This window comes from Caulobacter sp. 1776 (genome assembly GCF_040545685.1).
In the GTDB taxonomy this organism is placed as follows: Bacteria; Pseudomonadota; Alphaproteobacteria; order Caulobacterales; family Caulobacteraceae; genus Caulobacter.
Genome location: NZ_JBEPMI010000004.1, coordinates 444863 through 457982 on the forward strand (window position 1 = coordinate 444863; position 13120 = coordinate 457982).

Below are 13120 nucleotides of genomic sequence, written 5' to 3' on the forward strand. Positions count from 1 at the left end.
GCCAAGACCCCTCCTCAAAGGGAAACGAGACGACCATGGCCACGCCGGACATTCGCAGACCCACCTGGGTCACCTATTGGGGCTGGGGTTCCGGCGACATGCTGGGGGCTGGCGCGCAGGCCGTGATCACCGGCTGGCTGGCCTATTTCTTCATCACGTTCTGCGGCCTCTCGCCGGTCGAGACCGGCCTGATCCTGGGCCTCCCGCGCCTGCTGGAAGCGATTACCTGCCCGCTGATCGGCTACGTCTCCGACAACCTGCGCCACACGTGGATTGGGCGGAAGATCGGGCGGCGCAAGGTCTTCCTGATCGTCACCATTCCGCTGCTGCCGGCCTTCGCGCTGATCTTCGTCTCGGGCCAGACCTTCGCCTACTATCTGACCACCTTCGTGTTCTTCGAGTTCGTCTACACGATGTTCCTGATCCCGTGGGAGACCCTCGCGGCGGAAATGACGAAGGATTACAAGGAGAAGGCCAAATTCGCCGGCGTCAGGATGCTGATCGCCCAGAGCTCGGCGATCCTGGCCTCGTACCTGCCGACCCTGATCATCAGCCACTTCGGCGGCAAGGACTCACCCGGCACCTTCCTGATCATGGCCGCGATCTTCGGCGGCCTATTCAGCCTGGTGGTGACGCTGGTCGTGCTATTGACCTGGGAGCGGCCCTACTCCGACGCGGAAAAGCTGATCCAGCCCGAGCCGATGGACTGGGGCAAGGCGGCGATGATCCCGGTCTACATGTTCCGCGACCTATTTTCGACCCTGCGCATCAAGGCCTTCCGCCAGCACCTGTCGCTCTATCTGGGCGGTTACATTTCTCAGGACATCTTCAACACCGCCTTCCCGCTGTTCGTGGCGACGGTGATGATGGGCGCGACCCTGATCATTTCGCAGCTGATGACGACGATGTACGTCGCCCAGCTGATTTCGGTGATGATCGCGGTCAACGTGGTCATACGCACCGGTCCCGTCGTCGCCTATCGCATGGCCATCAGCTTCGTCTGCGCGGCCCTACTGCTGTTCCTGGCTTTCTACCTGATCAAGCCGGCTGGTTTCGATGAGGGCCTGAGGGCGCTGGGCGGCAACATCTTCAATCCCGCCGCGCCGCCGACGGTGTTGTTCTGGCTGTTCGTGCCGATCGTCCTGGCAGGCCTGGGGCGCGGGACGCTGAACTTCGTGCCCTGGAGCGTCTACAACTACCTGCCCGACGTCGACGAGGCCGTCACCGGCCAGCGCCGCGAAGGCATCTTCGCCGGGGTCATGACCTTCGTTCGCAAGATCGCCCAGTCCGGCGCGATCGTGCTGACCACCACCTTGATCGGCATGGGCGGCTATGTCGCCGCCGACAAGAGCCATCCCGGCGTGGCCGTGGTCCAGTCGCCAGAGGCCGTGCGCGCCGTGGTCCTTGTTCTGGTCGGCGGCCCGATCCTGGTCATGCTGGCCGGCATGGTCATCTCCTGGCGCTTCCGCCTCAACGCCAAAACCCACGAGGTGCTGATCCGGGAAGTCGAGCGCCTGCGCGCCGGCGCCACCGAGGCCGAGAGCGACGAGTCGAAGACCATCGTCGAGGACCTGACCGGCTGGCGCTACGAGAGGCTCTGGGGTCGGGTCCCACCCGCCGTCTAGAGCCAGCCGTTCGAGCGCGCGATGCGACCGGCCTCGACCCGGTTGGCCGCGCCCAGCTTCTGGGCGGCTTCGGACAGGTAGTTGCGGACGGTGCCGGGCGAGAGATCCAGCACCTCGGCGATGTCCTTGTTCGAGCGTCCCTCCTCGGCCAGGCGCAGGATCTCGCGCTCGCGGTCGGTCAGCGGATCGGGCTCGGCGTCCCAGATCGCCTCGGACAACTCGGGCGCGATGGCCCGGCCGCCGGCGGCGATGGTGCGGACGGCCGCGGCCAGCACGCTGCTGGGGCCGTCTTTCAGCAGATAGCCCTTCACCCCGGCGTCCATGGCGCGGCGCAGATAGCCGGGCCGACCAAAGGTAGTGACAATCAAGACCCGCGTACTCGTCCCGTCGGCCTTGATCCGCGTGGCGACGTCGATGCCGGTCAGGTACGGCATCTCGATGTCGGAGATCAGCACGTCGGGCTTTTCGGAACGGACGAGGTCCAGCGCCTTCTGGCCGTCCGGCGCGCGGCCGACCACCTGGATGTCGCCCTCGAGTTCCAAGAGCGCGCTGAGCGCCCCCAGCACCATCTGCTGGTCTTCGGCGATGACGACGCGGATCACGAGACGGCCTCCCCAAGGGCGTTTTGTAGAGGCGCGGTGGCGACCAGGCGCGTGCCCCGTCGATCGGACTTGACGTGCAACGCGCCGCCAATCGCCGATAGCCGCGCGCGCATGCCCTTGAGGCCCGAGCCCTCGACCAGCCCCCCGCCCTTGCCGTCGTCGACAACGCTGAGCATCAGGATCGAGGGACCAAGCCCCACCCGTATCTCGCAATGCGTGGCGCCAGAATGGCGGATGACGTTGGTGACGGCTTCGCGCAGGGCCATGGCCAGCACGGCTTCCTGGCCCGGGTAGCCGTCGGTCGGGCCGGCCGAGACCTCGGCCACGACGTTGGCGGCGGCCAGGGCGGCCCTGGCGCGCTCGAGTTCGGTGGTCAGCGAGGCCCCCTTCATGCCGACCACGGCGGTGCGGACCTCGGCCAGGGCCTCGCGGGCGGCGGTCGCCACCGACTGCATCTCGCGCTCGGCCGCCTCGGCGTCGCGGCTGACCAGGCGCGCGGCCAACTCGGCCTTCACCGCGACCAGGGTCAGGGTGTGGCCCAGCAGGTCATGCAAGTCGCGGGAGATCCGTTCGCGCTCGGCCATGGTGGCCAAGGCCCGAACCTCTTCATGGGCCAGGGCCAGTTCCTGGTTCTTGCGCTCCATGTCGGCCTGCATCAGACCGGCGAAGCCGGTGATGCCGCCGAAAAGCACGCCCGAGCCCCAGATCGGCCAGGTGTTGCGCAACAAGACCACGCCGATCACCAGGAGCGCGATTTCCAGCCCGATCAGCGTGCGGATCGCCAACTGCCGAGACGAGATTCGCGCCGCGAACGACATGGCGTAGATGGTGTAGACGCTCCATCCGGCCTTGAACGGCGACAGCGCCAGGCCGACCCCGAAGATCGCCAGGACTTCCCATAGCCGGGGACGCCCCTTGCTGCGGAAGATCTTCAAGAACAGCCCGAGGAAGACGACCAGGCCCGCGAGGCTCGCGATCAGTTCGACTTGGCCCGGCGAACGGAAGAACCACGAGATGAAGTAGAACGGCAGGTAGGCCAGGAACACGAAGCTCCAGCGCACGTCGAAACGGCGCCCCCCGAAAGGAAGCGCCGCGTGATGAGGGCGCTCGTCCTTCGTCGACCGAGTCACGGATGCCTGTTCCATCCGGGGGATGTCGCGCGCGAGGCTCGCCACGGTCAAGCCGCCTGCCGGCGCCAGGCCGACCAGGCGCCGATCGTGGCGGCGATCATGATCGCGCCCAGGACCAAAACGTGATGCGGAACGTCGGTCATGGGGGTCATGCCAGACAGCATCATCGACAGCTTGCTCAGGTGATAGGACGGCGTGATCTCGGCCACCTTGGCGACCCAACTCGGCATCATGCTCAGCGGCATCCACAGGCCGCCGAACAGGCAGAAGCTGAGGAACAACAGATTGGCCACGGCGGTCGCGCCCTGCGAGCCCAGGCGCAGGCCGATGTTCAAACCGATCAGGGCGAACGGCGCGGCGGAGGCCAGGCCAAGGCCGAGCGTCGCGGCCCAGCGCCAGGGAACCATCACCACGCCGCCGAAATGGGCCAGCACGCCCAGCAGACCCACCGCCGAAGCGACCAGGACCAAGGCGGCGGCCAGACGGCCGGCCAAATATCCACCGGCGGGCAGCGGCGCGATCTGCTTCAACTCGATCAGCTTGGCCTCCCTCTCGGCGGCGACGGCGGCGCCGAAGCCGAACATGGCCGGGGCGATGGCTGCGAAGATCACGTAGTTGGCCAGCATCATATGGGCGATCTCCTCGCGCCCCTTGCTGAGACCCAAGCCCATGACCCCATAGAAGAACAGCGGCAGGACCAAGCTGGGGATCAGAAATTGTGGCGTGCGCCAGGTCGAGATGATCTGGACACGGGCTTCACGGACGTAGACGGCGACGGTGTGCATCTCAGGCGACCTTGGCTTGGCTGTGAGTTGGGCGAGTTTGAACGGCCGGCGAACCGGCCTGGACCAGACGGGTGACGGCGTCCTCGAGCGAGGCGCCGGCGACCGTCAGGTCATCGACGGTTTCGTCGCGCGCGAGCAGCTCGCGCAGGGTGGCCGGGGCCGACGTGGTCAGCACAGTGACCTTGCCGCCGTCACGGCCGACGGCCGTCACGCGGGCCAGGTCCGCCAGCTCGGCGTCGGACAGCCGAGTGCGGCAACGGATGGCCACGGCCGACACCCGGCTCTTGATCGCTTCGGGCGAGCCGTCGGCGATGACCTGGCCGTGATCAATGACCACGATGCGGTCGGCCAGGGCCTCGGCCTCGTCCAGGTGGTGCGTGGTCAACAGGACGGCCGCGCCGCGGGCGATCTCGGCTCGGACGGCGGTCCACAGCCCGCGACGCGCGTCGATGTCCATGCCGGTGGTCGGCTCGTCCAGCACCAGGAAGTCCGGGCGGCCGGCGATGGCCAGGGCGAATTGCACGCGCCGCTGCTGGCCGCCCGACAGCGCCCCGCAGCGGCGGCGCTCCAGGCCCTCGAGGCCGGCCAGGCGAACGATCTCTTCGAGCGGACGCGGCTTGCGATAGTAGCCCCGGAACAGATCCGCCTGTTCGCGGACGGTCAGGGTGCGCGGCAGGCCGGCCTCCTGCAGCATGACGCCCATGCGACCTCGGGCGGCGACGTCGCGGGGATCGCCGCCGAACAGCCACGCCTCGCCCGCGTCGGGCTTCAGACGGCCAGTCAGCAGGGCGACGCTGGTGCTCTTGCCCGCGCCGTTAGGGCCTAGCAGGGCGACGCATTGGCCGGGACGGATCTCCAGGTCCAGGCCGTTCAGGGCCAGGGTCGCGCCTCGGCGCTTGACCACCTGGCGGAGCGCCGCGATCGGCGGCTGCGAAGACTTGGCTGACATCGATAGCTCCCTCGTTGTGGAGCCAACATGCCGCCGCGCCGCGCCGCCCGTCAGTGCCGGCCGTCATCAGGCCGACATGACATTCGTCACCCTTTGGCGTCACCCTTTACCGTCACCCTCTTGCTAGGCCGCCGCGTTCCAGGCGGCGGTCGCCAAGGTGATTGGCGAGAAATCGCCGAAGGTCCAACGCAACGGCAAGGCGGCGGGCCGCCGCCAGGCCTCCTCGACCGTGAACCGCCATTGGCGCTGAACGCCCTCGGGCCAGGGCTCGCCAGCCGGCGGATCCCAGTCGATCTCGACCCGGCCGCGCAGATGCAGCAGGTCGCCGGTGTCGAAATCGACGAACAGCAAGGCCGCGCGCGGGTCTTCGACCAAGTTGCCCAGGGTGTTGAAGAAGCGGTTACCCCGGAAGTCGGGCACGGTCAGCACCCGCCCCCCGACCTTGACGAAGCCTGGCAGGCCGCCCCGGTGCGAGATGTCGACGCCGCCGTTCTCGACCCCAGCGGCGCCCGAGGCGGTGGCGACGAAGAAGGTGTCGGCCGAGGCGATCTGGGCCAGGACCTCGGGCGCGTCGATCTCTATCTGCTCGGCGGGCGCGGTCGAGGCCGGCGCGGTCTCGACCGCTCGCGTCTGGATGTACTGTGGGCAATTGCCGAAGCTTTGCAGCACCTTGAGCCGCAATCCTCCAGCATCGGCGGCTTCGATGACGCCGTTGGCGCGGTTCCGGCGACGGGTCGAAAAGTCCAGGCCCAGGGCTCCGAACGGCTGGCCCGCGCGGAAGAGCTCCGCGCCCGGCTCGCCCTCGCGCGGCAAGGCGCGAACCACTAGCGTCGTCGGATCGGGACTGGACACGAAGCCCGGCGCGCCGGTCAGCACCGTGGCCACGGGCCAACCGCCTTCGTCGCGCGTCGCCACGAACAGGTAGGATAGCAACGGGAAGAACTCGCGATGCTGGTCCGGCATGAACGGACGGATGCCACCCGCGCCGGGCGCGCTCACTCCGGCGCGCGCCTGAGCCGCCAACTCGCCGGCGTGAAAGGGCCCTTCCATCTCACGCCGCCTCGGGGACGAAGTCGGGGATCGGCTGGAACCAGGGCTGAGCCTCGACCCGCGCCAACCAGGCCCGCACGTTCGGATAGGGCTCCAGCGCCACCCCGCCTTCCGGCGCGTGGGCGACATAACTGTAGCAGGCGACGTCGGCGATGGTGACGTGGTCGGCGGCCAGGAAGACGCGGTCGGCCAGATGATCGTCCATGAAGGTTAGGAGCCGAGCGGCGATCCGCTCGGCGCGAGCCGGATCGTCAGGAAAACCAAATAGGCTAATCATCCGGGCGATCGCCGGCCCATGCATCACCTCGCCCGCCGCGATCGACAGCCAGCGCTGCACCGAGGCGGCGGCGACCGGCTCCTGAGGCAGCCACGGGCTGTTCGGGGCGTAGCGTCGTGCGAGATAGACGAGAATGGCGTTGCTGTCGGCAAGGGTCAGATCGCCGTCCTGCAACACCGGGATCTGCCCCAGCGGATTGAGCGCCAGAAAAGCCGGCGACGCCCTGACCTCCTTCGGCGCGGCGGCGAACCGGTAGGACAGGCCCAGGATATTCAGCATCAGCGCCACCCTGTGGGTGTGTCCGGACAGGCTGGTTCCGTGCAGGACGATAGCGGCGTCGGCCATTGGAGATCTCCCTCCCAGATTGATGGTCGACATTTTGCCATTGCGATGATCGGAATGAATTGGCCAAATCGACAATAGATTTTTGCGATTTTTGGAACGCTTAATGGATCGCCTCGACGAACTCTCGCTGCTGGTGGCGGTGATCGACGCCGGCGGCCTGGCGGCGGCGGGACGGCGGCTGCGACGCTCGCCGGCGGCCATGACCCGCGCCCTGGCGGCGTTGGAGGAACGGGCCGGCGCGCGGCTGATCGAGCGCACCACCCGCCGCCTGGCCCCGACCGAGGCCGGCCGCGAATTGGCTGAGCACGCTCGCCGCCTGCTGGCCGACTACGACGCGGCGCTGGAAACCTCGGCCCCAACCGCCGTGCGCGGACTGTTGCGCGTCACCGGCCCCACGGTGTTCGGCGGGCGGCACCTGGTGCCCGTGGTCAACGCCTTTCTGTCCCAGCACCCGGCCGTGCGCGCCGATGTTACCCTGCATGACCGCAATCTCGACCTGATCGAGTCCGAGCTGCACGTCGCCCTGCGCATCGGCGCCCTGGCTGACTCCAGCCTGCTAGTCCGACGGGTAGGCAGCGTACGTCGGATCACCGTCGCGACACCCGCCTATCTGGCGCGCCGGGGCGAACCGAAAACCCCGGCGGATTTGGCCGATCACGACACCATCCTGACGACGGTGGTCTCGGCCTCCCCCGAATGGCGCTTCGAGGCTGGCGGACGCCCCCGCGCCGTGCGCCTCGATCCGCGCCTACGCGTCAACAATGTCGAGGCCGCCCTGGCCGCCGTGCTTGCCGACCAGGGGATCGGCCGCGCCCTCTCCTATCAGGTCGCCGACGAACTCGCGGACGGTCGTCTCGTCCGCCTGCTGCGCGACTTCGAGCCCGCGCCCCTGCCCGTTCAGCTGCTGACCGCCGGCGGCCGCTTCATGCCGCCGCTGGTGCGCGCCTTCCTTGACGACGCCGCGCCTCGCCTGGAGCGCCTGGCCATACTGCGTGAAAGCGAGGCTTAACGCCCGCGTTCGCCAAACTGCGCCAATCGGCCGCGCCGCCTCTTAACGCTGGCGCCCAGCGCTTCCGCCTACGATCGGGAAGACGTTTTCCCGCGATCGAGGTGCTCTCGGACCATGGACCTTCGTGAAACCCAGCGCATGGCCGCCCTGAGGTCGTACAAGGTCCTGGACACCCCGGCCGACGCCGCCATCGACCGCTTGGCGAAGTTGGCCGGCAGCCTGTTCGACGCGCCGATCGCCCTGGTTTCGCTGGTCAGCCGCGAGCGTCAATGGTTCAAGGCCCGGGTCGGGTTGGATGCTTGCGGCACGCCGCGAAGCCAAGCGTTCTGCGCCCATGCCATCGCCATGGGACCGGGCGCTGTCATGGTGGTCGAGGATGCCGCCCTCGATCCTCGCTTCGCCGATCTTCCCCTAGTGACGGGCCCGTCGCGGATCCGCTTCTACGCCGGCGCGACCCTGACCACGAAGGACGGGCACAATCTCGGCGCCCTGTGCGTGATGGACACCAAGCCTCGTCCGCGCCCCAGCGACGCCGAGCTCGAGCGCCTGCAACTGCTGGCTGGGATCGTCGTCGACGAATTCGAACTGGCCAGGGCCTATCGCCTGACCGCCGAGAAGCAACGCCTGTTGGAGCTCGCCGAGAGCATGGCCGGCGTCGGCCACTGGCGCATCGACATGGCGACCGGCGCCGTGACCTGGTCTGACCAGATGTACGTGATCCACGGCCTGGACCGCGAGACGTATAAGCCGGAATTGGAATCTGATCTCTCGTTCTATCCGCCCCACGACCGGGCCTTCATCAAGCGAAGTTTCGCGGTCGCGATGGAAGCCAAGGCGGGCTTCGACCTCCAGATCCAACTGATCCGCCGGGGCGGCGAGGCGCGCGACGTCAGGGCGCGCGGCATGAGCGAGCTCAACGAGCGCGGCGAGGTGGTCGCCCTCTTCGGCCTGTTGCAGGATGTCACCGACTATTCCGAAGCCATTCGCGCCGTGGAACGCACCAGCGCGCGCTACAAGCTGCTGACCGAAAACGCCAACGATCTCGTGACCAGGATGGATCGCGACGGCCGGGTCACCTATGCCTCGCCGGCCGTGAAGGCGATTTCCGGCTACACGCCCGAGGAAGTCGAGGGTCGTCTGGGTTCCGACTTCATCCACCCAGACGACCGTCCACGCGTGATCCAGACCTTCGAGACGGCGCTGGACGGTCCCACGGGCTGGCTGATCGAGTATCGCATCCTGCGCAAGGACGGGGCGGTGCGGTGGGTCGAGGCCCGCCCCAAGCTGATCCGCGACCCGGCCACCGGGGACGTCATAGGGATCACGGACGTGGTCCGCGACATCACCGACCGCAAGGCCAGCGACGACGCTTTGGCCGACAGCGAGGCGCGCTATCGCCTGCTGGCCGACAACGCCAGCGACATGATCACCCGGTTCGACGCCAAGAGCGTGATCCTGTTCATGTCGCCGGCTAGCGAGGCGATGCTCGGCTTCAGGCCTGAGCAGATGTTGGGCAAGCGGGTCATCGACTTCGTCCATCCGGACGACCAGCCCGCCGTGCTGGCCTACTATGCCGCCTTGGTCGCCGCCGGCCCCGGCGTCGCGGCCGAGCCCTTTCAGTTCCGTTGTCGATGCAAGGATGGTCGGTGGCTCTGGGTCGAGGGCCAGCCAACCCTATTCTTCGACCCCGACACCGGCGCCCTGACCGCCATCCAGGACGTCGTCCGTGACATCAGCACGCGCAAGGCGATGGAGGCGGCGCTTGAAGCCGCCCGCGCCGAGGCCGAGACGGCGGCCAATGTGAAGGCCGAGTTCCTGTCGAACATGAGCCACGAGCTGCGGACGCCGCTGACGGCGGTGCTCGGCTTCTCGCGCCTGATCGCCGAGCAGCCGGAGCTGACGGCGACGACGCGGGGCTTCGTCGAGCGCGTGTCCAGCGCCGGTAAGGCGTTGCTGTCCACGATCAACGACATCCTCGACTTCTCCAAGCTTGAGGCCGGCCAGGTCGAGATCGTGCGGCAGGCTTGCGAACCGGGCCCGCTGATCAACGAGACGCTGGAACTGTTCTCTCTCGAGGCGGACGAAAAGGGCGTAGCGCTTCGCGGCCGGGGTCTGGATGAACTGCCCACTTGGCTGAAGCTGGCGTCCGACCGCGTGCGGCAGATCCTGCTGAACCTGATCGGCAACGCCGTGAAGTTCACCGAGGCCGGCGAGGTTGTCGTCGAGGCGGAGCATCATCACGGCCGCCTGCGCTTGGCGGTGCGCGACAGCGGCGCGGGCATCCCCGCCGAACGGCTGGACGCCCTTTTCAAACGCTTCTCGCAGGTCGATGGCTCGTCGACCCGTCGCCACGGCGGAACTGGCCTGGGCCTGGCGATTTGCAAGGGGCTGGTCGAGGCGATGGGGGGTACGATCGGGGTCGAGAGCACGGTCGGCGAGGGTTCGTGCTTCTGGTTCGAGATCCCGGCGCCCGCGACCTCGCCGTGCCCGGCGGCGGCCGCGGCGGCCGAGCCTGCCTCCGACGCCCTGGGCTGCCGCGTGCTGGTGGTTGACGACAATACGGTCAATCGCGACCTGGCCTCGGCCGTGCTAGGCGCCCTGTCGGTTGACCTCACGCAGGCCGATGACGGCGCGGCGGCGGTGGCCATCGCCCAAACCCGGGCCTTCGACCTGATCTTGATGGACCTGCGCATGCCGGTAATGGACGGCGAAACCGCCGCCCGCCTCATCCGTGAAGGCGATGGCCCTAATCGCAAGACACCGATCATCGCCTTCTCGGCGGACTTCAGAAGCCGAATCGACCCGTCACTGTTCGACGGCGTGCTGGGTAAGCCTCTGGATCCGGGCGCACTGCTGCAATGCGTCGCCACTGTCATGATCGGCGGCGGGGTCGCGGCAGCGGCCTAAAGAGCACGCTTTCTCAGGAGCCCGCCGCACCCACCCGGCGTTGATGCCTCGCGTAACAACGAGGTCGCGTCATGAGCAGCTCTTCCTTCCGCCGAGACACGATCACCCGACCGATCTTCCAGTGGGCCAAAGGCGTGCTGCCCGCCCTTTCGGAAACCGAGCGCGAGGCCATCGAGGCAGGCGACACCTGGTGGGACGCGGCGCTGTTCACCGGCGATCCGGACTGGAACGAACTCCTGTCGTTCCCCAGGCCGACGCTGAGCCCGGAGGAGAAGGCGTTTTTCGACGGTCCCGTCGAGACCCTGTGCGCCATGGTCGACGACTGGCGGATGACCTGGGAGACGCGCGACTTGCCGCCCGAGGCCTGGGACTTCCTGAAGCGCGAAAAGTTCTTCGGCATGATCATTCCGAAGGAACATGGAGGCCTCGGCTTCTCGGCCTTCGGCCACGCGGAGATCGTCCGCAAGATCGCCACCCGCTCGCCTTCGGCGGCGGTGACGGCGATGGTGCCCAACTCGCTGGGCCCGGGCGAACTGATCCTGCGCTTCGGGACCAAGGCCCAACAGGACTATTGGCTGCCGCGCCTGGCCGACGGTCGCGAGATTCCTGCCTTCGGTCTGACTAGCCCCGAGGCCGGCTCAGACGCCTCGGCGATGACTGACGAGGGCGTCATCTGTCGCGGGATCTGGAAAGGCGAGACCGTGCTCGGCGTACGCCTGAACTGGCACAAGCGTTACATCACCCTCGGCCCCGTTTGCACGGTGCTGGGCTTGGCCTTCAAGCTGCGCGATCCCGACGGCCTGCTGGGTGACGAGGAGGAGGTCGGCATTACCTGCGCCCTCGTGCCGACCGATACGCCCGGCGTCGGTATCGGTCGTCGGCACCTGCCAGCGTTCCAGACCTTCCAGAACGGGCCCAACTGGGGCGAGAACGTCTTCATCCCGCTGGACCTGATCATCGGCGGCGCTGAGCGCGCCGGCCAGGGCTGGAAGATGCTGATGACGGCCCTGGCGGCCGGGCGCGGCATCTCGCTGCCCGCCATGTCCGGCGCGGCGGCCGCCTACAGCGCCCTGACGACCGGGGCCTACGCCCGGGTGCGCCAGCAGTTCGGCATTGAGATCGGCAAGTTCGAGGGCGTGCAGGAACGCCTGGCCCGCATCGCCGGCAATGCCTACCTGGTCGACGGCGCGCGGCGGCTGACTTGCGCCGGCCTGGACATGGGCAGGCATCCGTCGGTGATCTCGGCACTGCTGAAGTCAGGCGCGACCGAGCGGATGCGGACGGTGGTCAACGACGCCATGGACGTCCACGGCGGCAAGGCGATCATGGAGGGGCCTCGCAACTACATGGGCGGCCAGTATCGCGCCGTGCCGATCGGCATCACGGTCGAGGGCGCCAACATCCTGACCCGCAGCCTGATGGTGTTCGGTCAGGGGGCGATCCGGGCCCATCCCTACATGCTCAAGGAGATCCTGGCCTTGGGCGAGGACGACGCCGACAAGGGCCTGGCTGATTTCGACGAGGCGTTCTGGGCCCACGTGGCCCATGCCCTGCGCAACGGCCTGAAGGCCACCGCCCGCGCTTGGACGGACGGCGCCGTGTCACCCGCGCCAGAGGCCGGTCGGGCCAGTGCGTTCTACCGCAAGCTGGGTCGTTACAGCGCCGCCTTCGCCCTCACCTCGGACATCGCGCTGCTGACCCTCGGCGGCGAGCTGAAGCGCAAGGAAATGCTGTCGGCGCGTCTGGGGGACATCCTGTCCGAAATGTACTTCCTGTCCGGAGGCCTGAAGCGCTGGGAGGATGAGGGGCGCCAGGATGATGACTTCCCGCTGCTGCGCTGGTGCGCCGAAACGGCGTTCGCGACGATCGAGCAGCGCTTCGACGAGGTCTTCGCCAACCTGCCCAATCGCCTGGCCGGCTGGCTGCTCCGCGCGGCCGTCCTGCCGTTCGGCGCGCGTCGCCGTGGGCCGCCGGACCACGTCACGCGCGCCTGCGCCGACCTCATTCTGCACCCCTCGGCCACCCGCGACCGTCTCGTCGAGGGGGTCTATATTGGCGGCGAGGACGAAGCGATCGGCCAGCTGATCGACGCTTTCGAGCGCGTGGTCGCCACCCAGCCGATCCACGACCGATTAAAGGACCAGGGCGTGCGCGCCTGGAAAGACGGCCTGGCCAAGGGGCTGCTGACGCCCGACGAGACCAGCGCCCTGGCGGCGGCCGACGCGGCGGTGGCCAAGGTCATCGCGGTCGACGACTTCGCTCCCGAGGAGCTCACGACGCGCACCGGCGCGCCAATCCAGCCAAGCGCGCCGGCCAAGCGTCCACGCGGCGCAGCGATCGCCGAACCGACCATCGGACCCGAGCCGCGCGCCTTCGGCGACGAAACGTCGCCCCTCCCCTAGAAACCCGACCTTGGAGCCCGGACCGGCGTCGCTGTACAA

At 68.1% G+C, this 13120-nt stretch carries 10 protein-coding genes; 4 read left to right on the forward strand and 6 right to left on the reverse strand.

Annotation, left to right across the window (positions count from 1 at the left end):
* The first annotated feature begins 35 nt into the window (after nt 1-35).
* Nucleotides 36-1625, forward strand: a complete 1590-nt coding sequence (locus ABIC66_RS13470) for an MFS transporter (RefSeq protein WP_354070790.1) — start codon at nt 36-38, stop codon at nt 1623-1625.
* Here the strand turns inward: ABIC66_RS13470 and ABIC66_RS13475 are convergent.
* The 6 genes from ABIC66_RS13475 to ABIC66_RS13500 all read right to left on the reverse strand — a co-directional run bounded on the left by ABIC66_RS13475 (nt 1622) and on the right by ABIC66_RS13500 (nt 6763).
* Nucleotides 1622-2227: a response regulator transcription factor gene (locus tag ABIC66_RS13475; RefSeq protein WP_354070791.1), complete on the reverse strand. Its 606-nt coding sequence runs from the start codon at nt 2225-2227 to the stop codon at nt 1622-1624. The genes ABIC66_RS13470 and ABIC66_RS13475 overlap by 4 nt on opposite strands.
* Nucleotides 2224-3288 (reverse strand): sensor histidine kinase, encoded by a 1065-nt coding sequence (locus ABIC66_RS13480; RefSeq protein WP_354070792.1) that lies wholly within the window; start codon nt 3286-3288, stop codon nt 2224-2226. Before ABIC66_RS13480 ends, ABIC66_RS13475 begins: the two co-directional genes overlap by 4 nt.
* 116 nt (nt 3289-3404) lie before the next feature.
* Nucleotides 3405-4142 (reverse strand): ABC transporter permease, encoded by a 738-nt coding sequence (locus ABIC66_RS13485; protein ID WP_354070793.1) that lies wholly within the window; start codon nt 4140-4142, stop codon nt 3405-3407.
* Nucleotide 4143: 1 nt separating this feature from the next.
* Complete coding sequence (locus ABIC66_RS13490; RefSeq protein WP_354070794.1) at nt 4144-5091, reverse strand: ABC transporter ATP-binding protein; 948 nt, start codon at nt 5089-5091, stop codon at nt 4144-4146.
* 123 nt (nt 5092-5214) lie between these two features.
* Nucleotides 5215-6141 (reverse strand): pyridoxamine 5'-phosphate oxidase family protein, encoded by a 927-nt coding sequence (locus ABIC66_RS13495; RefSeq protein WP_354070795.1) that lies wholly within the window; start codon nt 6139-6141, stop codon nt 5215-5217.
* 1 nt (nt 6142) lies between these two features.
* A complete protein-coding gene (locus ABIC66_RS13500) occupies nt 6143-6763 on the reverse strand; it encodes a glutathione S-transferase (protein WP_354070796.1) in 621 nt (206 codons plus the stop codon).
* A 103-nt stretch (nt 6764-6866) separates the two neighbouring features.
* On the opposite strand from ABIC66_RS13500, the gene ABIC66_RS13505 reads away from it, so the two are divergent.
* The 3 genes from ABIC66_RS13505 to ABIC66_RS13515 all read left to right on the forward strand — a co-directional run bounded on the left by ABIC66_RS13505 (nt 6867) and on the right by ABIC66_RS13515 (nt 13081).
* On the forward strand, nt 6867-7772 hold the full coding sequence (locus ABIC66_RS13505; RefSeq protein WP_354070797.1) for a LysR family transcriptional regulator: 906 nt from the start codon (nt 6867-6869) through the stop codon (nt 7770-7772).
* A 114-nt stretch (nt 7773-7886) separates the two neighbouring features.
* Nucleotides 7887-10679, forward strand: coding sequence for a PAS domain S-box protein (locus tag ABIC66_RS13510; protein ID WP_354070798.1), 2793 nt, complete (start codon nt 7887-7889; stop codon nt 10677-10679).
* 71 nt (nt 10680-10750) lie between these two features.
* Nucleotides 10751-13081: an acyl-CoA dehydrogenase gene (locus ABIC66_RS13515; RefSeq protein ID WP_354070799.1), complete on the forward strand. Its 2331-nt coding sequence runs from the start codon at nt 10751-10753 to the stop codon at nt 13079-13081.
* Nucleotides 13082-13120: the final 39 nt, after the last annotated feature.